This window comes from Corynebacterium camporealensis, assembly GCF_000980815.1.
Classification (GTDB): Bacteria; Actinomycetota; Actinomycetes; order Mycobacteriales; family Mycobacteriaceae; genus Corynebacterium; species Corynebacterium camporealense.
In genome coordinates this window covers 21,918-47,315 of sequence record NZ_CP011311.1, presented here as the reverse complement: position 1 = coordinate 47,315, position 25,398 = coordinate 21,918, and the positions used below count along the sequence as shown (strand labels likewise).

Sequence of the window (25,398 nt, the reverse complement as noted above, 5' to 3'; positions counted from 1 at the left end):
AATCACAGCCATGGGCATCTTCTCCGGTCGTCATTTCCCCCGTGACATCATTCTGTGAGCAGTGCGGTGGTACTGCCGCTACGGGCTCAGCTACCGCGATCTGGAGGAAATAATGACTTCAGCGGGGCGTGCCAGTCGATCACAGCACCATCTACCGCTGGGACCAGAAATATGCTCCTGAGCTGGACAAGCAAACACAGTGGTACCGACAAGTCCCGGATTGGCAGGCCCGGTCCTGGCGGGTGGACGAGACCTATATCCGGGTCGGCGGCAGGTGGTGCTATCTCTATCGGGCCATCACCGCGGGCGGGCATACCCTGGATTTTTACCTGTCCCCAAAGCGTAACGTCGCCGCAGCGAAACGTTTCCTGGCCAAGGCCGTCAGACCAAGACAACAAGCGAGATGACTTATTGACACCATCGAAAACAAGAGTTCGACAGGCGAGAGCGGGAGTTAGGATGTAAATCCCCACACTTGCAATCCTCGACCGCTAAAGTTCAGAAAAAGAAAGAAACCGGAGGTCACAAACCCTTTCGAGTTTGTGACCTCCGGTGTAGCAGTTTGTTGAACTGCTCGTGGTGCCCGGGGCGGGACTTGAACCCGCACGTCCTATAAGGACACTGGCACCTGAAGCCAGCGCGTCTGCCAATTCCGCCACCCGGGCAGGGTATTGATGTCTTGGCGACTTGATTAAGATAGCACGACCCCTACAGACTTATACAAATCCGCAGGCCAAAGCGTAAAAATTCCGCAAAAACTGGGGGGATCTTGGGAACTTAATGCGCTGCGTCTACGTTTCTTTAGGGGTTAGCCCTATAATAGACAAACCAATTGGACTACAGAGTATGGAAAAGGAGGCCTGCCTATGGCATTGCTTGCCAAGCTGGCCAAGTGGGACTCCGCCATGCAACGCGGCCTGGATAATGGCATGGCCTTCGTCTTTGGTGGGAAGGTCGTTCCCGCAGAGATTGAGGAATTGCTGAAACAGGAAGTCCAGGACAACCTGGCCCGCGGCGATGATGATCGCCTCTATAGTCCAAACGTCATGTTGGTTGGCGTGTCCTCGAAGGACTTGGAGAACTTGTCCCAAAACCGAGAGCTGCCAGCCAACATCGAAGACCAGCTCACTCGCTTCATTCGCAACAACGGGTGGTCGCTTGCGGCCCCGGTGGTGGTGCGGATTGCGGAGGAGTCGGCGCTGCGTACTGGACAGCTCCGAGTGTCGTCTTTCATCGACCATGAGCCGAGCGAAGAGACCGGTTTCGACGCTATTTTCCATGAAGATCACGATCAGGAGGACTCGATGACCCAGCCCGATGAGGCCGCAACCACTGCGTTTATCGCCCAGAAGCCCGAAGAAAAGCCGGAACCGCAGGGCCCCGCGGTCAATTTGATGCTGCAGGACGGTTCCTCTCGCGTGTACCACGTGCATGAGGGTTCGAACATTATTGGTCGTTCCAATGATGCACACCTGCGTCTGCCGGATACCGGTGTGTCCCGCCAGCATGCGGAGATTACCTGGAACGGCCAGGATGCTGTGCTCGTGGACCTGCAGTCCACCAATGGCACCACCGTGAATGACACGCCTATCGAAAACTGGCTGCTTGCCGATGGCGACGTCATCACCCTGGGCCACTCCCACATTGAGGTCCGCATCACGGGCCTCGACGCGTAATAAATTTAAAAGATAAATTTAGAAGCAAGTAGAGTTTTAAGAAAGGGAGGTCACCATGGATTCCGTCGTGTTGCTGGCCTTGCGCATCGGTTTGCTGGTGCTGCTCTGGCTGTTCATCCTGGTGGCCCTCAATGCCATGCGTCGCGATGCCAACAAGGCAGCGGGCGTGTACCAGGCCTCGTCTGCGCCGCGTCGTTCGGACGCGCGCAAGGAAACCCCACGGCAGATTTCTATCGTGGATGGCCCCCTGCGTGGCAGCCACATGGAACTCGGCCGCCTGGAGGATTGCACCTTGGGCCGTGCGCAGGACTGCGACTTTGTAACCGGGGATGATTACTCCTCGGGCCATCATGCACGTCTGTTCCGTCGCGGCAGCGAGTGGTTCGTCGAGGACCTGGAGTCGCGCAACGGCACTTTTGTCAGTGGCGTGCGTATTGATCAGCCGGAGCGAGTTGGTGTGGACACGGACATCAAGCTCGGCCGCACCACCGTGAGGTTGATGGCATGAGTTTGAGTTTGCGTTTTACAGCGGCCTCCGACCGGGGTTTGGTCCGCGACAACAATGAGGATTCGGCCTACGCAGGTCCGCATTTGCTGGTGCTTGCCGATGGCATGGGTGGCCACGCCGCAGGCGAAGTCGCCTCCCAGCTGATGGTCACCCACCTCGAGCACTTGGATAAGGACCCAGGCGACAACGATATGTTGGCGCTTCTGGGGATGGCTGCCAATGATGCGAATGGGGCCATCGCAAAGCATGTGCGTGAGCACGCCGAAACCGAAGGCATGGGCACGACACTTTCGGCCGCGCTGTTTAATGGCCGCGAGTTTGGCGTGTGCCACGTCGGCGATTCGCGCGGTTACCTGCTGCGCGACGGCAAGCTGAAGCAGATCACCAAAGACGATACGTATGTGCAATCGCTTGTCGATGAAGGCAAGCTCAACCCCGAAGATGTCTCTTCCCACCCACAGAAGTCGCTGATTTTGAAGGCGTATACGGGTCGCGATGTGGATCCGACGCTGTTCATGCTGGATGCCAAGCCGGGCGACCGCATTCTGCTGTGCTCGGATGGTCTGTCGGATCCGGTGACTGCCTCCACGATTGAGGTGGCGCTGGGTCAGGGCACCATCGAAGAGGCTGCGTCGAAGCTGATTGAGCTCGCGCTGCGTTCGGGTGGTCCGGACAACGTGACCATGGTGATTGCAGAGGTCCAGGAGGGACCTTCCGATGCCAAGCCGGTGACTGCCGGTGCACTGGCGGGTGAGGTTCCAGAACCGACGCATCCGGATTCGGCTGCTAGTCGGGCTGCGGCATTGAATCGTCCGCCGGCTGCCCCTGCCTCTGTCGCGCGAGTGCCAGAAGAGGTGGAGGCAGAGCCTGCCGAGCCTCCCGAAAAGAAGAAGCGCGGCGGCTGGAAAATACTCGCTGCGCTGGTGATTGTGATTGCGCTAGTAGCTGGTGGTGGCCTGTGGGCCAAAAGCTATCTAGACAACAATTACTATCTTGCGGTCGACGATCAAGAGCGCCTCAGTATCCAGCAAGGCGCCGATTTTGAGGTTTTTGGCCGTAGTTTGCACCACACTGACCAGCACGCCTGTCTGACTGAGGACGGTGCGCTGCGCTTGTCGGGTGAGGAATGCTCCGGCGATGATGCGCCTTTCAAGGTCACCGATCTTCCCGAAACTGAGCGCGCTGCCGTCGGTAACGTGCCTTCCGGTTCGCGCGATGAAATTCAGACCCACCTGTCGCGGCTATCGGACAAGGTGCTCGAGCCGTGTATTCAGGCTGCAAACGATAAAGAATCCACTCAGAAACCGGGAGTGAACTGCCGGGAGGTGAAGTAATGAAGACATTTTCTAGCCGTGGTACTGAACTCGGCCTGCTCATTCTCGCCGCCGTAGTTTTTGCCATCACGCTGGTCAGCCTGGAGTTATCCCAGGACAACATTCTGACCCTCGACGTGCTCTACCTCATCGGTGGTTTCATCGGTGCGTTTACGATTGCACACCTGGCGCTGTGTTTCTTAGCCCCGCATGCTGACCAAATCATGCTGCCCATCGTGGCTGTGTTGAACGGCATTGGTCTCATCATGCTGGCCCGCCTGGACCTGACTAACGATGGTGGTCTGGCCGTTCGCCAGGTCATCTGGACCCTGGTCGGCTTGGTGCTCTTTGTCGCCGTAATAGTGGTGTTGCGCGATCACAGATCGCTGACGCGCTATTCCTACATTCTGGGCGCACTGGGCCTGATTCTGCTGGCCCTGCCGCTGGTCTGGCCACAGCCGGATGGCGTGGAGGCCCGCATTTGGCTACGCCTCGGCCCCATCTCTATTCAGCCTGGTGAGTTCTCCAAGATCCTGCTGATCTTGTTCTTCGCCATGCTGCTGATGCAGAAGCGCTCGCTGTTTACTGTTGCGGGTTATCGCTTCCTGGGGCTGTCGCTGCCGCGTCTGCGCGACCTCGCACCGATCCTCGTGGTGTGGGCCATCGCGATTCTGATCATGGGCATCTCGAATGACTTCGGTCCGGCACTGCTGCTGTTCTCGACGGTGCTGGGCATGCTCTACATGGCCACCGGGCGTACCTCCTGGCTGGTCATTGGCGTGCTGCTGGTGGGCGTCGGTGCCTTTGGTATTTACCAGGTCTCCGATAAGATTCAGCAGCGTTTCTCTAACTTCCTCGACCCTCTGGCCAACTACGACGGCACGGGCTACCAGCTCTCCCAGTCACTGTTTGGCATGTCCTCTGGCGGCATTTCCGGTTCTGGTCTGGGCCAGGGCCATCCGGAGCTGGTTCCGGTGGCTCACTCAGACTTCATCCTTGCTGGTATCGGCGAGGAGTTCGGTCTGATTGGTCTGGCTGGCGTGCTGATTCTGTTTGCCATGCTGGTCGCCCGCGGCTTCAACACCGCGCTGACCTGCCGTGACACTTACGGCAAGCTGGTGGCTGCTGGTCTGGCTCTTACTCTTGCAGTCCAGGTCTTCGTGGTGACAGGCGGTATTTCCGCACTGCTGCCGATGACCGGTCTGACCACCCCGTTCATGTCGGCTGGTGGCTCCTCTCTCATGGCAAACTACATTCTGCTTGCCATTCTGCTGCGCATCTCTAACTCTGCTCGTCGTCCGGTGGAAGACTCTTCCACCTCGAATGCGGCGGGTGACACTTCGATGTTCCCGGCAGTTCAGGAGGCTCGTCGATGAACAAGTCCATTCGCATCACGGCCATCTTCGCCCTGGTGATGACCACGATTCTGTTGGTCAACCTGACGGTCATTCAGGCATTTTCCGATGACAAGTACGCGCACAACCCAAAGAACATGCGCGGCTTTCTGGAAATGCAGACCACCCCGCGCGGGCAGATCTTTGCCGATGACACCGTGCTGGCGCAGTCCACGATGAACGAGGACGAAACCTACTCGCGCTCCTATCCGACCGGTTCGCCGGCCTTTGCCCCGATCACGGGCTACTTGTCGACACAATTTGGTGCCGCCCAGTTGGAAAACTCCCAGAACGACATCCTCAACGGCACCGATGATTCGCTACTGGCACGCAACTGGATTGACGCGCTCACTGGTGAGCAGCAAGCCGGTGCCAACGTTGAGGTCTCAGTAAATCCGCAGCTGCAGGAATTTGCGTACCACCAGCTCGCGGACCAGGGTTTCCAGGGTTCGGCGGTGGCTATTCAGCCATCGACAGGCAAGATTTTGGCCATGGCGTCCAGCCCCAGCTACAACTCGCAAGACCTGATTGGCCCGGATGCTGAGACCGCATGGGCCAACCTGCAGGAACAGCCAGGCAATCCGCTGCTCAACCATGCTGCGCAAGAGACTCTGCCTCCAGGTTCGATTTTCAAGATCATCACCACCGCGGCTGGTCTGAACAATGGCTATGACCCGAGCTCCTCGCTGACCGGCGCGAACTCCATCGTGCTGCCGGATACTGTCACCGAGCTGACCAACTACAACAACCAAACCTGTGGTGGTTCGGAGACGGTCACCCTACAGACCGCATTCGCACTGTCTTGCAATACTGCATTCGTGCAGATGTCGGAGCAGATTGGTGCCGACGAACTGCGCAAATACGCAGAGGGCTTCGGCGTGGGCGAGAACTACACTGACCTCGGCGTCGGTGTGTCCCCGGGCAATTTGGGCGAGCTTTCCGATGCCGCCGCCACCGCCCAGTCCTCCATCGGCCAGCGCGACGTCACCATGTCCGCGCTGCAGGCTGCCATTATGGCTGGCACCGTGGCTAACGACGGCAAGCGCATGCGTCCCTACCTGGTGGAGCGCATCACTGACCCGCAGATGAATGAGATTCGCTCGACTCGTCCGCGCAAGGCTGCCGATGCTGTCGACGAAGAAACCGCAGCTACGATTCGCGACCTGATGTTCGCCTCCGAGCGTCAGACCGCCGGCTACGACGGCAACGCTTTCGCCTCCAAGACCGGTACTGCAGAGCACGGCGACGGTATGCCGCCGCACGCTTGGTACGTGGCTTTTGATCCGGAACAGGATATTGCGGTGGGTGTCGTCGTGAAGGATGGCGGCAACATCGGCCAGTCCGCGACCGGCGGTCAGCTCTCGGCTCCTATTGGGCGTGCGATGATTCGCGCTTACGAAGGAGGTGAGCAGTAGTGCCAGCAGCCGATAACAAGGACCATCTTCAGGAACTCATCGGCGCTGACTACCAGCTGCAATGGGTGATTGGGCATGGCGGCATGTCCACCGTCTGGCTTGCCGACGACGTCCGCAACGACCGCGAAGTCGCCATCAAGGTACTCCGCCCGGAGTTCTCCGACAACGTCGAGTTCTTAAGTCGTTTTCGCAACGAGGCCGAAGCCGCAGAGTCCATCGACTCTGAGAACGTCGTGGCCACCTACGACTATCGCGAGCTAGAAGACAACGGCCGCAAGTTCTGCTTCATGGCGCTGGAATACGTACGCGGTGAGTCGTTGGCAGACCTGCTTGCCCGCGAGGGTGCCCTGGATGAGGCGATGGCTCTCGATGTTCTTGAGCAAGCCGCCCATGGCCTGTCGATCATTCACCGCATGAACTTGGTGCACCGCGACATCAAGCCGGGCAACCTCATGATCACCCAGAACGGGCAGGTCAAGATCACTGACTTTGGTATCGCGAAGGCCGCGGCTGCGGTTCCCCTGACTCGTACCGGCATGGTGGTCGGTACTGCACAATATGTTTCGCCAGAACAGGCCCAGGGCCTCGAAGTCGAGGCAGCTTCCGATGTCTATTCGCTGGGCGTGGTGGGCTACGAGATGCTCGCCGGCAAGCGTCCTTTCAGTGGTGACTCGTCGGTATCTGTTGCTCTTGCACACATTAATCAGGCACCGGAGGCGCTGTCGACATCGATTAGCGCCCCGGCGCGCGAACTGATTGGCATTACTCTTCGCAAGGATCCGACCACCCGCTACGTCGATGGCAACGAGATGGCACTGGCCGTTTCTGCAGTTCGCCTGGGCAAGCGCCCACCGCAACCGCAGTCGGCGGCTCTTGCTGGCGTGGCACCTGAGCCATCGCCGACCGCATCGACGGAAATGCTCGCCAACGTCGCGAACCCGACGACGATGCAGCCTGCTGCGCCAGTTGCAGACACCAAACGAACCACTAAGAAGAACTTTGGTGGAAAGAACTTTGGCGTCGGTCTGCTGATCGCTCTTGGTGCTGCGGCGCTGCTGGGCGGCGGTTATTTCCTTGCCAGCCTGGTTGCAGGCGAAGACGACGGTGATGGTGCGGAGACGTCGTCGCCAGATCCGGTCACGGTCACTGAGTACTCGGATCCGGTAACGACTGAGGTAGTTACTCCCGAGCAGGAGCCACAGGAAGAGGAACCGACCCGCGAGCGCGAGACGACGAATCGCCAGGACGATGAGCCAGAGCGCAATACTCCAACTCGTCGTGAGCCAACGCAGGAGCCGACTTTCGTTCCGCGCCCAACGCAGCAGACTCAGCCCCGGCCGACCACGGTTGAGGAAGAACCAACGGAGCAGCCGGAAGAGTCAAACCCGCTAGACTCCTTAGAAGACGCTATTAATAATGCTGCGCCAACCGCACTTACCGAGGAAGGCAACTAAATGACCTTGGTCAATGACCGATACCAGCTGCGCCAAATCATTGGCACCGGCGGCATGTCTGAGGTCTATTCTGCCGAAGATGTTGTGCTGGGCCGTGAGGTCGCGGTGAAGATGCTGCGCCCGGAGATGGCGCGGGATGTGAATTTCCGTGAGCGTTTTCGTCGCGAAGCGCAGAACTCGGGCAAGCTGAACCACCCGAACATTGTTGCCGTTTTTGATACCGGCGAGCTTGACGATGATGGCCTGGCCATTCCCTATATCGTCATGGAGCGCATCCATGGCCGTACCCTGCGTGACATCATTCGCGAGGACGGTGCGCTGCCTGCATCTGAAGCTGCAGAGATTTTGAAGCCCGTTGCCGATGCCCTCCAGGCCTCCCATGAGGCAGGCATCATTCACCGCGATGTGAAACCGGCGAACATCATGTTGACCAACACCGGCCAGGTGAAGGTCATGGACTTCGGTATTGCCCGTGCACTGGATGATTCGACGTCGGCGATGACGCAGACATCGGCAGTTATTGGCACCGCGCAGTACCTCTCCCCGGAGCAGGCACGAGGCAAGCCTGCCGATGCCCGCTCGGACGTCTACGCCCTTGGCTGCGTCATGTACGAAGCCATTACGGCCCGCACGCCTTTCGAAGGCGAGACCCCGTTTGCGGTGGCTTACCAGCACGTTCAGGAAGAACCGACGCCGCCAAGTGAGCTTATCGATGACCCATCGCTCACCCCGACCCAGCGCGTCAACATGGACGCTGTGGCCCTGACTGCCATGGCCAAGCACCCGGCGGACCGCTACCAGTCGGCGTGGGAAATGGGTGATGACCTGGACTTGCTTGCTGCCAACAAGGTCACCAATGCCGCACGCGCGCACATTGGCGATGCCGAAGAGCAACCTACCCAGCAGGCTCCGGTGGCATCGACCCGTCCGGTGGAAGAGCCAGCCGAAGAGGATGAGGGCAGCGCTACCTGGATGAAGTGGCTCGCCGCCATCTTGGGCGCCGTGCTGGTTGCACTCATGGCCTTCTTTGCCTGGGATTTCTTCCAGTCCGATGGCAGCGATGACACCGAGCAGACCCAGGATGCCAACACAGTCATCGTGCCGGAGGTCGAGAATCGTCCCCGTGCGGAAGTCGTTGCTGAGCTGGAAGAAATGGGCCTGCTGGTCACCGTGAATGAGGAGGCCAACCCCGATATCGAGCGCGGCAATGCCATTCGCATCAACCCGGCTGCGGGTTCGGAGCTTCAGAAGAACTCCTCGGTCACCCTGACTGTGTCCTCGGGTCGCGAGATCACTGATGTGCCGGACGTAACGGGCATGAGCGTGGATGAAGCACGCCAAGCGCTTTCCGATGCCGGCCTCGAGCTCAACCCCGACATCGAAGAATCCAACGACGACAATGTTCCTGCAGGTCAGGTCATCAGCCAGAATCCTTCTGGTGGTTCGCAGATTTCCAAGGGCAGCGAGGTGCGCCTGACGGTTTCGCTGGGCCAGGAACAGGTCCGCGTGCCGGACGTGACGGGTCTGAATCGTAGCCAGGCAGTGAGCATGCTGGAGTCCATGGACTTCGACGTCGAGGTCAATGCCGTGGATTCGCTCGAGCCAGAAGACCAGGTGCTGAGTGCTTCCGATGAAGGCAACGAGATCGGTCGTGGCAGCACGGTTACCCTGGAAGTATCCAATGGCATGCTGATTAAGGCTCCGGACCTGGTGCGCCTCAACGAGGAGCAAGCAGTGCGTGAGCTGCGCGAGGCCGGCTGGACTGGTTCGCGTTCTGACTTGATTGTTCGCGAACCAATTCCGACGGGCGCTGCTGTTGACTCCGGCAAGATTGGCTGGACCAACATCAACCCTGGTCAGAACATCCGCAAGGATGAAGATGTTGAAATTGGTCTGTGGCGCTTCGAAGTCGATGCGTTGCTGCCCTAGCCTTAGCTGCTGCTAAGGTGTTGTCCGTACAGTTTCTGCTGCAGATAGTGAAGGTATTGTCATGCCGAAAGCAAAAATCACTCAGAATTCCGGTGTTCCGCAGTCATCTAACACTGCCACCAACCGCACCCCGGTCAAGATCAACACTTCGGGTACTCCGAAGTGGTACATCGTGATTATGCTCGGGCTGATGATCATCGGCCTGGGCTGGCTGGTCGTCAACTACTTGGCTGGCGAGCAAATCAGCTTCATGCAAGCACTTGGCCCATGGAACTACGCCATTGGCTTTGGTCTGGCCATCATCGGCTTGTTGATGACCATGGGTTGGCGCTAGAGCCACACCCATGCGTAACAGGTGGCACCTTTGGCTTACTGGCCTGGGAATCCTGCTGTTACTAGTTTTAAATCTAGTTTCAGATGATGCCTTCTTAGACCCTGGGTCGGTACTCATTGCCACCCTCGGTGTCGCCCTCACCCCACTAGCGATGCGCCGCCCGATGGTGGCCGCAGCGCTGTATTGTGCGCTTTTTCTGCTGACCATGTGGCAGACAGATTGGCGCTCTTTTTTAAACCTTGCCTGGGGCGCAGTCATCGTAGGCTGCATTTCTTTCCAGCGCCCCTGGTACTTCGCCCTCGTGCCGACGGCACTGATGTTCCTGGTGTCTTCCATCGATACCGATAACGGCGATGATTTCGATTTCTTCTCCGCGATTATCTTTGCCCTTCTCTACGGCATTGGTATAGCTATTGGTTCTATCGCCCGTCGCATACAGCAGAAACACAATGCGGAGCGAGAAGCCTATCGCAATCGCATGCGTGACCAGCGCGATGCACTAATGACGACACTGCACGACTCGGTGTCGAAGAGTCTGACCTCTGTGGTCATGCGTTCGGAAGGGCTGGCACTGCAGCTTCCCGAAGGACACAAAGCTGCAGATACTGCAGTGGACATTGCTAACGATGCCCGCCAGGCCATGAGCGAGGTCCGCGACCTCCTGCGAGTGATGAAATTGGAGTCCCCACGTGCGGATTCCCATAAGCCACGGTCACTGAAGTTCGAGTTAGAAGAGACGGCGGAGTTTATCCGCAGTCATGACTTTGGTGTGGATTTGTTGATGGATGTGGGAAGGGGCATCGGCAAGCTTAAGCTCCCGCACGAGTTGCACTTGGTGCTGGTGGAGTTGAGTGCAAACATCATCAAATATTCACAGGTGAACTCGACGGTGCTTATTGAGGTCCAACAAAAACGTCGTGGGGTGTATATTGAATTACGTTCCCAAAATGCGCTGCGCCAGTCGGATAAGACGCTGACCACGGGATTAGGGTTGGAAGAGATGGCACATCGCGTAGAGGAACTCCATGGCTGGATGGAAGGCGGACCGGAAGGACAGCAGTGGGTGACAAAATTATGGCTCCCAACTAGCAGCCTTTTGGATTTATAGTAGAATTCGTTTAGCGCGAAACATCTCTATACAAGGAGTCCCAATGCTGAAGAAACTGCCTTATGCATTGGCTGGTGCTTTGATGGTGCCGGCCCTGTTCTCTGCCCCGCTGGCCGGCGCTGCAGAAGTAGAAGAAACTGTTGAAACCACTGTTCCGGCACAGACTGGTGGATTTACGTTCTACCGCTCTTACCAGTCGATGCTGGGCGATGCGATCCGTTGCTCGACCAGCCCACAGCGCTGGTGGTGCCCCTAAACTGCCATGACAATTCGCGTCTTTGTCGTTGATGACGACAATCTAGTTCGTTCCTCGCTGCGGCTGTATTTTGAGACCACCGATGACATCAAGGTGGTTGCGGAAGCATCGAATGGTTCCGAGTGCCTCAACATGCTGGGCAAGGTGGACGCGGATATCATCGTGGCCGATATTCACATGCCCACGATGGACGGCATCGCGTTGCTGCGCGAAGTCCAAAAGCTGGAGAACCCTCCAGCTTTTCTTGCTGTGACCTCCTTCGACACCGACGACACGATGCTGGAGATCCTCACAAACGGCGGCGCGGGCTACATCCTCAAGAATCAACGTCCGCAGTCGATCATTGATGCAGTTCGCGAGGCCGTCGAGGGCGGTACCGTCGTCGCTCCTGCCGCGATGCATCGTCTGGTTGGCTACATTGGGCCGAATAATCGCCAGGCAGGCGAAAACCCGGTCGCACACGCAATTGCCTCCCGCAACTTAAAGCCGGGGGAGGCAAACGTGTTGAAGTTACTGCTACAGGGCAACTCGAATTCTGAGATTGCCGAGGCCCTGGAGTACTCCGAGTCGACGGTGAAGAAATACGTCTCTCACCTGATTGACGAGTTCGGCGCAACAACGCGCCTGAACCTCGTCACTCGGATTTTGGGTGGGACGGGCAGCTAGCCGAAGTCCGGCGCGTCATCGACACGCAGCTCCGAATAGCGAGAGTACGGTGCACTGATGCTGTACTCATCACTGGTCGGGGTCCATTGCTGATCCTCGCTGCAGGTGACATCCTGGCCGGTGGCATCGAGCATCATAAATCCCCACACCAGCTTGCCCTGTTGGTTTGCAGCAAGTTCATAGGGGCCAACTGTCTGGCCTAGCTTCCAGTGGATTTCGTGCACGAAGTTGAAACCGAAAGCATTGGACAAGTACTTCTCTAGTTCGCCGGTGGCCTTGGCCTTGACGGAGACTTCGGTGGTCTGGGTGCGGACCTCGGTGACCTTGTGGGTGACTGGAATGGAGTGGTCGTTGCGATTAGCTACAGATGCCGCGTCACTCTGCTTGAACCACATGCGCTCAGCGGTGACGTAGGTTCCCTTCGCGCCCGGCGCGCCACAGCGGGTGCCCGGCTTGTAGTCGTCGTTCCAGCGCTGCGGGAGCTTGAACTGAGCAGAGTCGTCAACTGTGGCGGCGGTTGCTGAGGGAGGAAACAGACTGCCAAGTACTGCAACTGCTGCTACGAGTGCACTTTTACGCACTGTGCTTCTCCTTTAGTCGAACTTGATGTTGTCGCGGGTGGAGATTTCCACGTGGCGCTCGGCAGGCAGGGTGGCAGAGAACGTCTTTCCAGTACCCTGCCAGGTGCCGTTTTGGCCGCAGACGGTCTTTTCGCCGGTGAAGTCGGAGACAACCCAGCCTGCGCGCTTGACAGCGGTCTTACCTGGGGCGATGTTGTATGGTCCGATGGTCTCGCCGACCTCGTAGGACTGGGTGTCGGTGTAGCTGGTGGAGAAGGTGATGTGTACCAGCTTCAGCAGGTCGAAGTCGACCCTGGCGGACACGTTCCAGGTCTTGGTCTTGGTTTCGGTGATGTTGCGGGTAACCGGAAGTGGCTCGTTGTTGTAGTTCGCGATGGTCCAGGAACCAGCAGAGCCGTCAAAGTAGGTGCGGTCGATCTCGATGGTCTGACCGGTATCACCTGGGTTGGAGCACTTTGCGCCAATGGTGGTTGGGTTGGCGGTGCCGAAGTCCTTCTGCGGGAGTGCGGAGGCCGGCTGGGCGACAAGGCCAGCGCTGAGTGCAAGGGTGCAGGCAGCGAGTACGGAACGAGCAATGGTGCGGGTCTTGCCGTTGGCATCGGTGATGGTTGCCTCCGCCCAAAACCCCGCGGGGGCGCTGGCCTTCGGGAAGTCAACGATGCGGCTGTACTTTCCGTCGTTGCCGCAGTTGATTTCGGTGTGGTTTACGCGCAGCATCGTCGTGCCGTACTCGATGCGGACACGCTCACCTGGCTTCAGATCAATCGGTTCCAAGGCAGTGCCCACCGGCATGTAGGCGCGATGGACCGCACCGATAGACCCAAGCCAGCCTTCCGGCAGACGGTCGTGGTTGCCGTGCCAGTTGGTGTGGCCGTTCCACTCGGCACCCACCAGGTGGTCGGTCACGCCGCGGTACGTGTAGTCAGAGTCGGTCCAGTTCAGGAAGTCCTGGGAGTAACCCGGCTTACGGAAGGTCGGTGCAACGCCTTCGATGCCGTTCGGGTACCAGCGGCGATCGCCGTCTTTGCAGGTCTCGCCTTCTTGTGGCCAGCGATCGCGATCCAGATCGGTCTTTGGCTTAACCGGGCGATCCTTCTTCGGGTCAGCAATCTTCTCGAGGCTAGGACCGGAAATAGTGCTGTAGCCGCCATCGACGACCTTGCTGTTAGCACCCGGCGCGCGGGATGGAATCTCGAGTGCCTGGTCATCGACCGAACCATCGGCGCGAATGATGTAGGCCCAGGCGTAGCGCTCAGCAGGTGCAGTACCGCGAATCACGTCAGCGCCCCGGGCGTTCGAGTAAAAGCCATCCTCGCAGCCCACGAACATGGAGATGAAGTCCTTTTCCACAGTGCCGTACTCAACGCGGAAGGACTCGCCTGGTTTGAGGTCGATGGGTCCAATTGTTTCGCCCTCAATCCAGCCATTGGACAAGGTCAGACCGATTTCGCTCTTAGCAGTGCTATCCCATTTGACGGCCACTTTGCAGCGGAGTTGGCTTCGATTTCGTGGTTAGTACCGGACTCAATTTCCGCGGTATAAGGCACGGTCTGGTTGGTGGTGTTGGTGAATTGGATGGTGCCATCGGAAAGATAGCGACGAGCAGTTTCACCAAAGTGCCAGTCCGGATAACCAGCAGCGGACGCTTCTGCCGGAGTACAGGACTTGTAAAGATTATCGATGGGGTACCCCTGTGGCATGGAGGGGACATCGGCAAGCGCTGCGTTGACCGGCAACAACATGGCTGCCGCAGCGATAATCGCCGTCTTGAGGGGCCGAGAGAACATTGAGGTTTCCTTAGTATTTACTTGAAAGTTCTGGCGCCTACCTAACTCTGATTCGCAGCAATTCGCATCCGTCGACCTACTTTCGGATAATTGGCCATTTTCCATCTGTGTACTGGGATAACTGGACAGATTTCCAAATTTTGTCCACTGAAAAAGGTACTTTCGTGCACACCCATTCCCTCCCCCCGCAGCCTGACTTTTCCATTACTGTTTGGATGGAGCTAAAGAAAGGTCGCCGTTGTGAATTCACCCCAGTCTTCGCCGAAATCGTGGAACAAAATCGCGTTAATCGTGGCGGGCATTGCGATTGTGTTGGCGATCGGACTGGTTATTGCCATGGTGAACCGCCCTTTAGACGACGAACCACCAGCAGAAGAAGAAAACACTACGGAGGAGGCTCCTGCACCGTCACCGTCAGAGGCTGAATCTGAGCACGTGCCTGACGATGTCCAAGCGCTCCTGGATCGTGCCGTCGCTAATGCTGGTGGTCCGGCAGCGATTGCAGTGGTGGGTGCAGTAGCTGGCGATGACTCCGCCTACCCCACCTGGTCCACCATCAAGGTGCCGATTGCTATTGCGGCATTGCGTAATGATCCTGGTCAGGCACACAATGCCTCGGCGGCAATTACGGTGTCGGATAATGCTGCAGCAGAAGCGATGTTTACTTCGCTTCCCGATGGCGCTGCCGATGCCGTCATGAATGAGGCTGGCGTTCCGGTTCCGGTCAATAAGGAGAAGATTCGTGCAGCGTTTTCTACCTTCGGTCAAACGCTGTTGAGTACGAGCCAGGAGGCAACGCTGGCATCGAATCTGCGTTGTGTGGAAGGTTCTGAGCAGGTCATAGAGCTGATGGGACAGATTGCACCGGATCAGTCCTACGGTTTGGGCCAACTGCCCGGCGCGCGCTTTAAGGGCGGTTGGGGTCCGGATACTGCTGGTGCGTACCAGGTTCGCCAGTTTGGGTTAGTCTCTGCTCCCCAGGGTGATGTGGCGATTGCGATGACCGCACTTCCGCCATCGGGAACCTATGGGGAAGGCCAGACCATGCTTAACACTATGGCCAGCGAAATTTCCTCTCAACTGGAGCTTTTGCCGACGTCAGCTTGCTAAAATAAGTGAGTTCCACCTCCTCTAAAACTGCAAGGAAGTCCTGCCATGGCTGACAACCAGGGCCCGCAGCGGCCGAACAATCCCTTCGATCCGCCCACCCAGGACTTCCCGCCACAAAATGCGGATAACCAGTGGCAACAGCAACAGAATCAGTGGCAGCAACAGCCGCAGTACCAGCAACAGAAATATCCGCAACAACCACCGCAAAAGAACAGTGATAGTGGCAAGACTGCGCTGATCATTGCGGTCATTGCGCTACTGCTCGTGATTGCCGTGGGTGCTATTGGCATCATGAATGGCTGGTTCGGTGGTTCCAGCGATGACGATGACAACCAGGAAGAGTTCGTCACCGAGACCGTCATCGAGACGGAAGAGCCGAAGGCTGATTCCAATGACTCGAATTCGAATCGTGAGGAACGAGATGAACCGGAAAGCACGGGTGGCGATCCGAATCGCTACCGCAGCTACGACGCGGGTACATCGGTGACCTCAGATACCTTTGCCAGCAATGTCCACAGTGCTTTCCGTGACCGCTACTTGAGCACTGGTGATGAGAACATGAGCATTAACGTCTACTCCCCTGTCACCGGTCAGACCTACACGATGAACTGTGGTCGCCAGGGCAGCTCCGTTGCCTGCCGCGGCGGTAACAACGCGGTGGTCTACATTTACTAAGTTTTTCTTAAGTAGTACTGCGTGTCGCTACACTCAATTTTTCGGATTGGGTGTAGCACTTTTTGTTGTCCACGGACAGTTCACAGGGTGGGTGAAAAGTTATCCACAGGGTGGGGATAACTCTGTGAAATGTGTTAATCACAGCCTTCTCCACAGCCTGTGGATAAGTGTTTTCACCACGTCCACAACTCTGTTTTCCCTGCATAGGATCGCTTTTAGCTGCAGAGATGGAAAAGCTTTCGAGTAAGTGTTCGTAAATTACAAGAATGTAGTTATCCACAATGTGGATAAGTGTTGTGGAAAGTTTTCGTACATATGTGCGCGTGAATAACTCTGTGGTTTTAGCGCAGGAAGAGCAGGCCTACAACGACAGCGCCGATGGCGAGGGTGCCAAACCAGCGGACATCGTTACGCGGGGAGAACAAAAATGGCATGAGTGCTAGGCCTGTGAATAGCCCGCCCAAGTGCCCCCAGAGGGATACCCCGGTAGATAAGAAGGTGTAGACGACGTTCACGAGAACAAAGATGATGGGGGCACGCAGGTCGGCGCCGCGTTGACGGTGGACGCCGATAAGCAATGCCATGAGAGCAAAGATGGCACCAGAGGCACCGACGGTGGGTGTGGTGAAATCCAGCCACAAGATGGTGGCAGAGGCACCCAAGGCGGAGATGACGTAGGCCAGGGCGTAGAGCCCGGAGCCGAGATAGGTTTCGACTTCGCGTCCAATGAACAGCAACATAATCATGTTGACCAGCACGTGGCCGGCACCAACGTGCATGAAGGCAGAAGTGAGCGCCAGCCAAGGCTCATGTTGAAAGTCGGGTCCCCACAGTGCCCAGCTATGGGCGAGTTCGGAGCCTACGTAGCTGTACTCAATGGAGCGGGCCTGGAGTGCGGTGATAATCCACAGCACTAGGTTGACGGAGATGAGCAGGAGGGTAATAGGGGCTTGGCGGCCGTAGCGTTGCAACATAGTCAGCCTTTAAAACTAAAAAGGAGCCCGCACCACGCTGTGTGATGCGGGCTCGCCGAAAAGAGCTTCTTTTTAGGCGATCTCGATGGACTCGATGACAACGTCCTCGTGCGGACGATCCATGCGGTCGGTGGAGACCTTAGCGATCTTGGCGACGACATCCTGGGATGCAGCGTCGGTGACCTCACCGAAGATGGTGTGGTGGTTGTTCAGGTGCGGGGTCGGGGCAACGGTGATGAAGAACTGGGAGCCGTTGGTGCCCGGGCCGGCATTTGCCATGGCCAACAGGAACGGACGATCGAACTGGAGCTCCGGGTGGAACTCGTCCTGGAACTGGTAGCCAGGGCCGCCACGACCGGTGCCGGTCGGGTCGCCACCCTGAATCATGAAGTTGTCGATGATGCGGTGGAAGATTGCGCCATCGTAGAACGGGCCGGACTGCTCGCCCTTGGCGTTCTGGGTGGAGTAGTCCTTCTCGCCCTTTGCCAGGCCGATGAAGTTCTCCACAGTCACGGGAGCATGGTTACCGTACAGGTCGATAACAATGTCACCGTGGTTGGTATGCATCGTTGCAGTTGCGGTCTTCTGAGTCATGGCTGCCATTGTATGCAACAAACGCCCGGATCGCCGTACTCGACATCACGCCGACAGCGATCACGGGCGTTTGCGCCATGGTTTTAGGCTTTCTTAGAGGCTATTGAGCACCTCGTCGCGGGCCAGGACCAGGTTGCGCAGGGAGGATTCGGTCTCTGCGTAGCCGCGGGTCTTCAGGCCGCAGTCCGGGTTGACCCACAGGCGCTCGACCGGGACGTTCTTCAGTGCAGCGCGGATGAGCTCGGCTATCTCTGCCACGGAAGGCACGCGCGGGGAATGAATGTCGTAGATACCCGGGCCGATTTCGGAGTGGAACTTCTCGTCGATGTCTTCGAGCAGCTCCATGCGTGAGCGTGCGGCCTCGATGGAGGTGACGTCGGCATCCAGGCCAGCCACGGCGTCGATGATTTGGCCGAACTCCGAGTAGCAGAGGTGGGTGTGGATCTGGGTAGACGGCTTGGCCTGCAGGGAAACCAGGCGGAAGGCGCGGACTGCCCAATCCAGGTAGGCCTGGCGGTCTTCGCTGCGCAGTGGCAGCAGTTCGCGCAGAGCAGGCTCGTCGATCTGGATGATGTCGATGCCGGCTTCTTCGAGGTCGGAGACTTCGTCGGCAAGCGCGACGCCGAGCTGGTCTGCGGAGACGGACTGTGGGACATCATCACGCACGAAGGACCAGGCCAGGATGGTCACCGGGCCGGTGAGCATGCCCTTGACGTGCTTCTCAGACAGCGACTGAGCGTACTTGGACCACTCGACGGTCATGGCCTTCGGACGGGAGATGTCGCCGACCACGATTGGCGGACGGGTGCAGCGGGAGCCATAGGACTGGACCCAGCCGTTTTCGGTGGTCACGAAGCCATCGAGAAGCTCTGCGAAGTACTGGACCATGTCGTTGCGCTCTGGCTCGCCGTGGACCAGGACGTCCAGGCCAAGGCGTTCCTGCAGGTCAATGACAGACTTGATCTCGTTGCGCAGGGCCTCAACGTATTGCTCGTCGTTGAGCTCGCCCTTGCGGTGAGCGGCCCGTGCGTTGCGGATGTCCTGGGTCTGCGGGAAGGAACCGATGGTGGTCGTCGGCAGCTTCGGCAGGCCAAGTTCTTCCTGAGCTTTGTTGCGCTCGGCAAAGGCTGGCTCGCGCTGGACTTGGCCTTCCGGCAGGGCGGCGGTGCGTTCCTGTACTGCCTGGTCATGGGTGCGAGAGGACTCGGCACGGGTACGCACGGCACGGTCGGCCTGAGCATAAGCGTTGGAAGCCTCGAGCGGGCCAGCGGCCAGGGCGACGACCTCGGCGACCTTCTCGTCGGCGAAGGAGAACCAGGCGGCGACATCGACAGGTAGCTTGGTCTCAGCCTGCACGGTGTGCGGCACATGCTGCAGGGAGACCGAGGTGCTCACTGACAGGTTCGGCTGAGACTTCTGCAGGGTCTCGAACTTCTCGCGCAGGTCACGCAGGTTGGCAGCCCAGACGTTGCGGCCATCGATCAGGCCCGCCACCAGGTGCTTGACCTTGAGGTTGGCCACAGTGTCCAGGTAGTCGGACTCCAGACCCAGGGTGCCGACAGACAGGTCGACCTGCAGGGCGTCGACGTTCTGCAGTGCCTTCAGGCCAGCTCGGGCTGCGCCATAAGGGGTGGTCACGTACAGCTGCGGACGCTTATCAATGCCGCCGAGAACCTCGTAGGCATGCTGCGCGGCATCGGCAAGCTCGGCGTCGGTGGCCACGGTGAGATCTGCAACCAGAGCCGGTTCTGCCAACTGGACCCACTCAACACCTGCGGCGTGCAACTCGGACAGGACCTGTTCGTAGGCCTTCAGTACATCGTCGAGGCGCTCCAGTGGGGCCTTGGTCGCACCTTCGGCCTGCTTGGATAGTGCCAGCAAGGTGACCGGGCCGACCAGGTAAGGACGGACCTTAAAGCCGGCCTTGTTGGCTTCTTCGACCAACTTCAGCACGCGCTGCGGGTGAGCCGTGAAGGACGTATCGTCTGCAATTTCCGGCACAATGTAGTGGTAGTTGGTGTCGAACCATTTGGTCATCTCCAGCGGAGCATGCTCGGAGTCGCCGCGGGCGAGGCGGAATTCATCGTCCAGAGTTTCGCCTTCGACAGCGCCCACGGTCAGTGCGGTTTCCAGGACCTGGTCGTAGTAGGCGACATCGGCAGGAATAGCGTAATCCTCATCCAAGCCCAGGTCACGCAGACGGTTGTAGGTCTCCAGACGCAGAGCGTGCGCGGAGGATTCGAAGGTTTCAGCATCAATGCGGCCTGCCCAGTAGGACTCGAGCGCGCGCTTGAGCTCACGGTTAGCGCCCACGCGCGGGTAGCCCTCGATGGTGGCCTTAGGGAAGTTAGTCATGTGTAATTCCAATCCGGTCTAAAAGTTCTACTGTGATGTCGGGGTTGTTGTGCGTATATATATGGAGGCTTCCCGCCCCACCCGCCAGGATGGTCCGGGCCAGTTGAGCAGTCAGTTCCATACCTATGTCGTGCTCTTCCTCCGGGGAGTTTGCTGCCGCAAGCTTGTCGATGACCCGTTGGGGCACCTCCAGCCCGGACAGCTCACCCATTCGCCGGAGTCGAGCCAGACTGGTCATGGGCATAATTCCCGGAATCAGCGGGATATGAACCCCGGCCAGACGCGCCTTCTGGAGGAAGCGCAGGTAATCCTCGGGGTCAAAGAAGAGCTGCGTGATGGCCAGATCCGCGCCACTGCGCTGCTTGGCCAGCAGGACATCCAAGTCCTCGTCGTAGTTGGCGGATTCTGCGTGGCCGTTGGGGTAACAGGCCACACCGACTGCCAGGCGACCAGCAGCAAAACGCGCTGCCTGCTGGTGCTCGAGCTGGCGGATAAGACGAACGAGCTCATCGGCATGCTGTAAGTAATGGGCGGGCAGGCCTTCTGGGGGAAGGTCACCGCGCAGAGCAAGCAGGCCGCGGACGCCAGCATCCATGAGGCGATTAATCCAGCTAATCAGCTGCTGGCGGTCGCCTGCCGTGCAGGCCAGGTGTGCCAGCGGGCGCATGCGGGTTTGCGCAGAAATCCTTTCGATAAACTGCGCGGTTCCCTCCAACCAGCCGGATCGCTGGGAGCTCGTCACCGCGATGTAGTCCGGGTTGTAGGCATCTAAGGTTGCCAGGAGCCGGTCAATCTTGGCGGCATCGGCATCGTGACGCGGCGGGATTACCTCGAAAGACAAAGCGGTACGGGTCGGCATCTCAAAATCGTCATAACTGATTTGGTCTAGTGGTGCGGATGCAGATAAACGCGGCGACATGGTCACCTCCCTTCCTGGTAAAGCGGTTGTGCTTGCAGAAAAACGTACCAAGCTGTTCATTTTGAAAGGAAGGATCTTTGGAAAGGTAGCACCATTAAAAGTTGTTTAGCTGGGATGTTGTAGAGATCACTGTGTGAATAAAAAGATCCCAAACTGGACTAAGCGGTCTATTTTTAATGTTTGTTAGCGCTCGGAATGCGTCATTGAGTACGCTAAGCTTCGACTATCTGTCTCCTAAGCAATCCGCATAAGGGAACTCTCCATGCTGAAAAAGATTCTCTCCGTTGTTGCAGCAAGCGCTGCAGTCGTGACGATGAACTCTGCCGTTGCACACGCCGCTCCTGCAGATACCGTCCTCTTCGGCGACTCCTTCTTTGCCAACCCCAGCTACAACCAGGTTGACCCACGCCGCGTGCAGCTGTCGAGCAACGTCGACATCGGACAAGGCTCCGGTGCCCCGAGCCCGCAGGGCTGCCCACAGGGTGAGCGCACCGTCGGCCGCGAGCTGCAGCGCATCTCCGGCCAGCGCGTGATCAACTACGCCTGCTCCGCTGCTGCCGCTTCCGCGGACTCCCCGCGCCAGGACTTCGATGACCAGGTGGGTCACGCCATCCGCACCGGCGCACTGCACCCGGGTACCAAGAACGTGCTGCTGCAGTTCGGCTTCAACGACGTTGCACAGACCACCTTGCTGGCCGATCCGAACCGCACCGCTTACCGCAACGCCGCGCGTGCGCAAGTCAACCGCATCAAGCACGCTGCCCCGAACGCGAAAATCACCTTCGTTTCCTACCCAGCAATTAGTGCCCCGAATGGTGCGGTCTGCCCGATTCGCACCGACGGCAGCAGCCGCCAGGGCTTCAACGTCGACCTCGGCGGCGTTGTTCGCGGTGTGGAAAACAACATCAACCACACGATGTACCAGGCCTCCCGCGATACCGGCACACACTTTTATGACCTGCGCAAGGCCACCCTGGCGCACAACATGTGTGCCTCGGATAGCCAGCGCTGGATCTCCGGTGCCATGGAGTACTCCGTACCGCACAACCTCTACAATCACCTGACCCACTCAGGGATCACTGGTGTGGCGAACCTGCTCAACGCCAACGTCATTCGCTACTAAAAAGGTCTGGTGCTGGGGTTGTTCCCAAAATGTTGTGGCGGCTGCCCGGCGGGGTCGCTACGCTGGTTAAAAGCAGGTATAAACCAGATTTAAGGAGTTCCCCATGATGAACCCCAGCACTATTGCCGCTGTATATAAGACTGGCAATTCTCTTTGGTCCAAGTACAAGGACCAGCGCGATAAGCGCTCGCTAGCAGATTTCGACGAGCTCGAGCTGGCTGCAGCGCGCGCCTCTGAGGGTGCGCCGAAGTCTGCGCTGCCGGAGGCTCGTCGTGAAGCAGGCGCTATCACCCAGGCTGCACACAACCGCCTGGAGCGCGCACTGGAGGACTTCAACAAGCGCCGCAACGAGTTTGCCGACGAAGCCTCGGACCGCTTCGAGGACGTAAAGAAGGACGCTGCCAAGCGCACCAAGAAGCTGCGCAAGCAGGCAAGCAAGCGTGCCGATGAGCTGTCCAAGAAGGGCAAGAAGGCCCAGAAGCAGGCTGAAAAGCGCGCTAACAAGGCCAAGAAGGAAGCCACCAAGCGCGCCAAGAAGGCGGAGCGCAAGGCAAAGCGTAAGCAGGGCGGTAACAAGTTCTGGCCGATCGCTATCACCCTGACTGTGCTGTCTGCGATTGCTGGCGCTGTCTACTACTTCTTCCGCAACGACGAAAAGCCTTCTTCTACCCCACCGCGCGTGGAGGAGTTCTCCCGCCCGGACACCAAGAAGGGCGAAGAGTCCAAGCTCGTCTACACCTCTTCCAGCGAGGACGACAAGAAGGACACCGCTGCCGAGCAGGCTGGCGATGACCACACCGTCATCGAGGAAACCGAGCCAACCAAGCCGGAATCCGACATGGTCGAAGAAGGTGTTGTCGAGCGCGATGAGGAGCTGCTGAACTCCATCGATGAGCAACTGGAGGCTCTGCGCGGCGAAGATGTCGACATTGCTCCGAGCGACGATTCCACTCGCGTGACCGACGATCATGCCAATGAAGGCAAGCACCGTCTGCACAGCGACGATAAGGAATAACTTTCGGATACCCCGCGATGGGGGATTAGCAATGTTGAATGGCTAACATTGCTTTGCCTTCGGGGGTGGTTGCTGCTTTACTCGCTGGAGTAATCAACTTCGCTGACAGCTCAACCACAGGAGACTACGATGAGCTTTGAAACTTTGATCGTGAAGCTCAAGGAAGGCTCTACCTTCTATTTCCCCGCTGGCTCTGTCAGCGAGGACCCCTCCAATCGCGTGGATAATCTCCGCTTTGCCATCGACAATGGCACGGACTTCAACTCCGTTGACGAATCTGGAGTAGAGCGTTCCTTCAACGGCTACGACGTAGCCAACTATCACTTGGCTTAAACACACTGCGCGGTGGGATTCCCACCGCGCAGTAGTCGTTTTACAGAGTTCGGTTACAACGTGGGACGCAACAGCAGCATCGCAATACCGATAACCAGCAGTACCGATGCCTCGTGCACGAGCATGCCAATCGCCATGGTCACTCCACCCAACAAGACGCCAGCGAGCAATACCAGCACCGTCAGTAGTGCGATGGCGATGTTGACCCGCATCGTGCGTACGGTTCGCCGCGCCACGTTGAGTGCATAAGGCAAGCGCGGCAGCCTATCGGCTAATAATGCGAGGTCAGCAGTCTCAATTGCGGCTGGTGTTCCCGCTGCGCCCATGGCAACACCAATATCGGCGGTAGCTAGTGCTGGGGTGTCGTTGACGCCATCGCCAAGCATTGCCACCGTATGGCCTTCCGCTCGATACTTGGCAACCAACTCGAGTTTGTCCTCTGGCAGAAGCCGCGCATGGACAGTGTGGAGGTTGAGCTTCGCAGCCACTGCCTTAGCAACTAAGGGCGCATCACCGGTTGCCATGATGACCTGGATGCCTGCATCGTGCAGCGCGTTGATGGCACTGGCTGCATCGTCGAGCACGGTATCGGCAACGGCAATCACTCCCACGGGTGCACCATTGACCACGACATACATGGCGGTTTTGCCGGCCTGGTTAAAAGAGGCCAGATGATCGATGGTGGGTTCTTCGTCGAGAAGGTCTGCCGTGCCAACAGCGACAGTTCGATCGTCGATTTTTGTGACGATCCCTGTGCCGGTGACGTTGTGGGCATCGCTAGCTACTGCAAACTGCAGGTCACGGGCTTGTGCGCCGCGAATGATGGCATCGGCAAGCGGATGCTCCGATGCAGTTTCTGCCTCCGCGGCCAACGTGAGCACTTCGTCTGCGGAATACAGTGGGTCCAGTACCTCCACGTCAGTAAGCTCCGGGCGGCCAGTGGTGAGCGTGCCAGTCTTGTCGACGATGACCGTATCCACTTTGGCCGCTGCCTCCAGGAATTCTCCGCCCTTGATGAGGACTCCATCCTTTGCCGCACGACCAATGCCAGCAACGATGGACACCGGGATGGAAATAACGAGTGCTCCCGGGCAACCAATGACCAGAAGGGTCAACGCCAATTCCAGATCTTGGCTCAGGATTCCAGCCAGCAGCGCACCGACGATGACGGCCGGGGTATACCAGCGAGAGAATTTCTCCAAGAAGGTCTGGGTACGCGCCTTATCGTCTTGGGCATCCTCGACGCGGTGGATAATTGTTGCCAGCAAGGACTCACTACCGACAGCCACTGCCTCCACATAGAGTGCACCACTGCGTAACCATGTACCGGCAAAGACTTCTTGACCTTCGGTTTTAGAGGCAAGTAGTGATTCACCCGTGATTGTGGCTTCATCGACTCCGCCGCTGCCCGATATCATTCGGCCATCCACTGGGATGGGTTCACCGTTTTTCACCAGCACTACATCGCCCGGTTCCACCTCCCAAAGATCCACGATCTCGGCCTGTCCATCTTTGAGCACCGTTGCGGTCTCTGGTGCGGCATCGACTAGCTCATTGAGCGCTCGCCGGGTCCGGTTCATCGTTGCCTGTTCCAGGGCCTTACCCAGCGCAAACAGGAAAGTCACTGCTGCTGACTCCCAATAATTGTGGATGAACAGCGCACCGACAGCCGCGACGATGACGAGTAGGTCAATGGAGATGATTCGGATGCGCAGCGAACTCCACGCGGACAGCGCTACTCGGTAACCGGCGATGACGGCGGAGGTGATCATGAGGGCATCGGCTAGTTGGCCTGCCGGTGCAACCAACGAGGCAACGATCAGGAGCCCGGATAACACCACCGGCGTCCAAATTTTCGACGTTGTCATAGCTGTCGCCG

General features: G+C 58.2%; 23 protein-coding genes, 1 tRNA gene and 2 pseudogenes. 17 read left to right on the top strand and 9 right to left on the bottom strand.

Annotated features, from left to right (window positions below; translation table 11 throughout):
• Window positions 1-61 precede the first annotated feature (61 nt).
• A pseudogene (locus UL81_RS00250) lies at window positions 62-386 on the top strand (IS6 family transposase); the annotation flags it as partial.
• 191 nt (window positions 387-577) lie between these two features.
• On the opposite strand, the gene UL81_RS00245 reads toward UL81_RS00250, so the two are convergent.
• Window positions 578-665 (bottom strand) — tRNA-Leu (locus UL81_RS00245).
• A 201-nt stretch (window positions 666-866) separates the two neighbouring features.
• Here UL81_RS00245 and UL81_RS00240 point away from each other — a divergent pair.
• The 11 genes from UL81_RS00240 (at window position 867) to UL81_RS00190 (ending at window position 12,053) form a co-directional block, all read left to right on the top strand.
• Window positions 867-1,676 (top strand): DUF3662 and FHA domain-containing protein, encoded by an 810-nt coding sequence (locus UL81_RS00240; protein ID WP_035106076.1) that lies wholly within the window; start codon window positions 867-869, stop codon window positions 1,674-1,676.
• 55 nt (window positions 1,677-1,731) lie between these two features.
• Entirely contained in the window at window positions 1,732-2,184 is a 453-nt protein-coding gene (locus UL81_RS00235) for an FHA domain-containing protein FhaB/FipA (RefSeq protein ID WP_035106077.1), read from the top strand.
• Entirely contained in the window at window positions 2,181-3,518 is a 1,338-nt protein-coding gene (locus UL81_RS00230) for a PP2C family protein-serine/threonine phosphatase (RefSeq protein WP_035106078.1), read from the top strand. Before UL81_RS00235 ends, UL81_RS00230 begins: the two co-directional genes overlap by 4 nt.
• Window positions 3,518-4,873 carry an FtsW/RodA/SpoVE family cell cycle protein gene (locus UL81_RS00225; protein ID WP_035106079.1) on the top strand — a complete coding sequence of 452 codons (1,356 nt, stop codon included), beginning with the start codon at window positions 3,518-3,520 and terminating at the stop codon, window positions 4,871-4,873. Before UL81_RS00230 ends, UL81_RS00225 begins: the two co-directional genes overlap by 1 nt.
• Entirely contained in the window at window positions 4,870-6,306 is a 1,437-nt protein-coding gene (locus UL81_RS00220; protein ID WP_046453121.1) for a penicillin-binding transpeptidase domain-containing protein, read from the top strand. Before UL81_RS00225 ends, UL81_RS00220 begins: the two co-directional genes overlap by 4 nt.
• Entirely contained in the window at window positions 6,306-7,760 is a 1,455-nt protein-coding gene (locus tag UL81_RS00215) for a serine/threonine-protein kinase (protein WP_035106081.1), read from the top strand. Before UL81_RS00220 ends, UL81_RS00215 begins: the two co-directional genes overlap by 1 nt.
• Window positions 7,761-9,689 carry a Stk1 family PASTA domain-containing Ser/Thr kinase gene (gene pknB / locus UL81_RS00210; RefSeq protein ID WP_035106083.1) on the top strand — a complete coding sequence of 643 codons (1,929 nt, stop codon included), beginning with the start codon at window positions 7,761-7,763 and terminating at the stop codon, window positions 9,687-9,689.
• 61 nt (window positions 9,690-9,750) lie between these two features.
• Complete coding sequence (gene crgA / locus UL81_RS00205) at window positions 9,751-10,023, top strand: cell division protein CrgA (RefSeq protein ID WP_035106086.1); 273 nt, start codon at window positions 9,751-9,753, stop codon at window positions 10,021-10,023.
• Window positions 10,024-10,033: 10 nt separating this feature from the next.
• Window positions 10,034-11,131 (top strand): sensor histidine kinase, encoded by a 1,098-nt coding sequence (locus UL81_RS00200; RefSeq protein ID WP_035106088.1) that lies wholly within the window; start codon window positions 10,034-10,036, stop codon window positions 11,129-11,131.
• A gap of 43 nt (window positions 11,132-11,174) precedes the next feature.
• Window positions 11,175-11,387, top strand: a complete 213-nt coding sequence (locus tag UL81_RS00195) for a hypothetical protein (protein WP_035106091.1) — start codon at window positions 11,175-11,177, stop codon at window positions 11,385-11,387.
• A gap of 6 nt (window positions 11,388-11,393) precedes the next feature.
• Window positions 11,394-12,053 carry a response regulator gene (locus UL81_RS00190; RefSeq protein WP_035106093.1) on the top strand — a complete coding sequence of 220 codons (660 nt, stop codon included), beginning with the start codon at window positions 11,394-11,396 and terminating at the stop codon, window positions 12,051-12,053.
• Here UL81_RS00190 and UL81_RS00185 read toward each other — a convergent pair.
• The 3 genes and pseudogenes from UL81_RS00185 to UL81_RS00180 form a co-directional block, all read right to left on the bottom strand.
• Window positions 12,050-12,634: a hypothetical protein gene (locus UL81_RS00185; protein ID WP_035106095.1), complete on the bottom strand. Its 585-nt coding sequence runs from the start codon at window positions 12,632-12,634 to the stop codon at window positions 12,050-12,052. The genes UL81_RS00190 and UL81_RS00185 overlap by 4 nt on opposite strands.
• Window positions 12,635-12,646: 12 nt before the next feature.
• Window positions 12,647-13,210, bottom strand: coding sequence for a hypothetical protein (locus tag UL81_RS11575; protein WP_081961501.1), 564 nt, complete (start codon window positions 13,208-13,210; stop codon window positions 12,647-12,649).
• Window positions 13,211-14,421 (bottom strand): annotated as a pseudogene (locus UL81_RS00180) (hypothetical protein); the annotation flags it as partial. It lies immediately after the preceding gene.
• Between the two features lie 240 nt (window positions 14,422-14,661).
• On the opposite strand from UL81_RS00180, the gene UL81_RS00175 reads away from it, so the two are divergent.
• Window positions 14,662-15,531, top strand: a complete 870-nt coding sequence (locus UL81_RS00175; RefSeq protein WP_144407146.1) for a serine hydrolase — start codon at window positions 14,662-14,664, stop codon at window positions 15,529-15,531.
• Between the two features lie 45 nt (window positions 15,532-15,576).
• Window positions 15,577-16,206, top strand: coding sequence for a hypothetical protein (locus UL81_RS00170; RefSeq protein WP_035106096.1), 630 nt, complete (start codon window positions 15,577-15,579; stop codon window positions 16,204-16,206).
• Window positions 16,207-16,547: 341 nt separating this feature from the next.
• On the opposite strand, the gene UL81_RS00165 is transcribed toward UL81_RS00170, so the two are convergent.
• The 4 genes from UL81_RS00165 to UL81_RS00150 form a co-directional block, all read right to left on the bottom strand.
• Window positions 16,548-17,180, bottom strand: coding sequence for a rhomboid family intramembrane serine protease (locus tag UL81_RS00165; RefSeq protein ID WP_035106098.1), 633 nt, complete (start codon window positions 17,178-17,180; stop codon window positions 16,548-16,550).
• Between the two features lie 72 nt (window positions 17,181-17,252).
• Window positions 17,253-17,783, bottom strand: a complete 531-nt coding sequence (locus tag UL81_RS00160; RefSeq protein WP_035106099.1) for a peptidylprolyl isomerase — start codon at window positions 17,781-17,783, stop codon at window positions 17,253-17,255.
• 84 nt (window positions 17,784-17,867) lie between these two features.
• On the bottom strand, window positions 17,868-20,129 hold the full coding sequence (gene metE, locus UL81_RS00155) for a 5-methyltetrahydropteroyltriglutamate--homocysteine S-methyltransferase (protein WP_035106100.1): 2,262 nt from the start codon (window positions 20,127-20,129) through the stop codon (window positions 17,868-17,870).
• Complete coding sequence (locus UL81_RS00150; RefSeq protein WP_035106208.1) at window positions 20,122-21,048, bottom strand: methylenetetrahydrofolate reductase; 927 nt, start codon at window positions 21,046-21,048, stop codon at window positions 20,122-20,124. The genes metE and UL81_RS00150 overlap by 8 nt, the downstream gene beginning before the upstream one ends.
• A gap of 262 nt (window positions 21,049-21,310) precedes the next feature.
• Between UL81_RS00150 and UL81_RS00145 the strand changes: the two genes are divergently transcribed.
• The 3 genes from UL81_RS00145 (at window position 21,311) to UL81_RS00135 (ending at window position 23,519) form a co-directional block, all read left to right on the top strand.
• The gene (locus UL81_RS00145) at window positions 21,311-22,171 is read left to right on the top strand and encodes a GDSL-type esterase/lipase family protein (protein ID WP_046453120.1); all 861 of its coding nucleotides are present in this window, start codon (window positions 21,311-21,313) and stop codon (window positions 22,169-22,171) included.
• Window positions 22,172-22,274: 103 nt separating this feature from the next.
• Window positions 22,275-23,186, top strand: a complete 912-nt coding sequence (locus tag UL81_RS00140) for a hypothetical protein (RefSeq protein WP_052097756.1) — start codon at window positions 22,275-22,277, stop codon at window positions 23,184-23,186.
• Between the two features lie 129 nt (window positions 23,187-23,315).
• Window positions 23,316-23,519 (top strand): hypothetical protein, encoded by a 204-nt coding sequence (locus UL81_RS00135; protein ID WP_035106101.1) that lies wholly within the window; start codon window positions 23,316-23,318, stop codon window positions 23,517-23,519.
• Between the two features lie 53 nt (window positions 23,520-23,572).
• On the opposite strand, the gene UL81_RS00130 is transcribed toward UL81_RS00135, so the two are convergent.
• The gene (locus tag UL81_RS00130) at window positions 23,573-25,387 is read right to left on the bottom strand and encodes a heavy metal translocating P-type ATPase (RefSeq protein ID WP_046453119.1); all 1,815 of its coding nucleotides are present in this window, start codon (window positions 25,385-25,387) and stop codon (window positions 23,573-23,575) included.
• Window positions 25,388-25,398: the final 11 nt, after the last annotated feature.

Excerpts from the sequence above, each read along its gene's own strand:
- UL81_RS00240 (WP_035106076.1), top strand. The coding sequence starts at position 867 with ATGGCATTGCTTGCCAAGCTGGCCAAGTGGGACTCCGCCATGCAACGC.
- UL81_RS00235 (WP_035106077.1), top strand. The coding sequence starts at position 1,732 with ATGGATTCCGTCGTGTTGCTGGCCTTGCGCATCGGTTTGCTGGTGCTG.
- UL81_RS00230 (WP_035106078.1), top strand. The coding sequence starts at position 2,181 with ATGAGTTTGAGTTTGCGTTTTACAGCGGCCTCCGACCGGGGTTTGGTC.
- UL81_RS00225 (WP_035106079.1), top strand. The coding sequence starts at position 3,518 with ATGAAGACATTTTCTAGCCGTGGTACTGAACTCGGCCTGCTCATTCTC.
- UL81_RS00220 (WP_046453121.1), top strand. The coding sequence starts at position 4,870 with ATGAACAAGTCCATTCGCATCACGGCCATCTTCGCCCTGGTGATGACC.
- pknB (WP_035106083.1), top strand. The coding sequence starts at position 7,761 with ATGACCTTGGTCAATGACCGATACCAGCTGCGCCAAATCATTGGCACC.
- crgA (WP_035106086.1), top strand. The coding sequence starts at position 9,751 with ATGCCGAAAGCAAAAATCACTCAGAATTCCGGTGTTCCGCAGTCATCT.
- UL81_RS00200 (WP_035106088.1), top strand. The coding sequence starts at position 10,034 with ATGCGTAACAGGTGGCACCTTTGGCTTACTGGCCTGGGAATCCTGCTG.
- UL81_RS00195 (WP_035106091.1), top strand. The coding sequence starts at position 11,175 with ATGCTGAAGAAACTGCCTTATGCATTGGCTGGTGCTTTGATGGTGCCG.
- UL81_RS00190 (WP_035106093.1), top strand. The coding sequence starts at position 11,394 with ATGACAATTCGCGTCTTTGTCGTTGATGACGACAATCTAGTTCGTTCC.
- UL81_RS00170 (WP_035106096.1), top strand. The coding sequence starts at position 15,577 with ATGGCTGACAACCAGGGCCCGCAGCGGCCGAACAATCCCTTCGATCCG.
- UL81_RS00165 (WP_035106098.1), bottom strand. The coding sequence starts at position 17,180 with ATGTTGCAACGCTACGGCCGCCAAGCCCCTATTACCCTCCTGCTCATC.
- UL81_RS00160 (WP_035106099.1), bottom strand. The coding sequence starts at position 17,783 with ATGGCAGCCATGACTCAGAAGACCGCAACTGCAACGATGCATACCAAC.
- metE (WP_035106100.1), bottom strand. The coding sequence starts at position 20,129 with ATGACTAACTTCCCTAAGGCCACCATCGAGGGCTACCCGCGCGTGGGC.
- UL81_RS00150 (WP_035106208.1), bottom strand. The coding sequence starts at position 21,048 with ATGTCGCCGCGTTTATCTGCATCCGCACCACTAGACCAAATCAGTTAT.
- UL81_RS00145 (WP_046453120.1), top strand. The coding sequence starts at position 21,311 with ATGCTGAAAAAGATTCTCTCCGTTGTTGCAGCAAGCGCTGCAGTCGTG.
- UL81_RS00140 (WP_052097756.1), top strand. The coding sequence starts at position 22,275 with ATGATGAACCCCAGCACTATTGCCGCTGTATATAAGACTGGCAATTCT.
- UL81_RS00135 (WP_035106101.1), top strand. The coding sequence starts at position 23,316 with ATGAGCTTTGAAACTTTGATCGTGAAGCTCAAGGAAGGCTCTACCTTC.
- UL81_RS00130 (WP_046453119.1), bottom strand. The coding sequence starts at position 25,387 with ATGACAACGTCGAAAATTTGGACGCCGGTGGTGTTATCCGGGCTCCTG.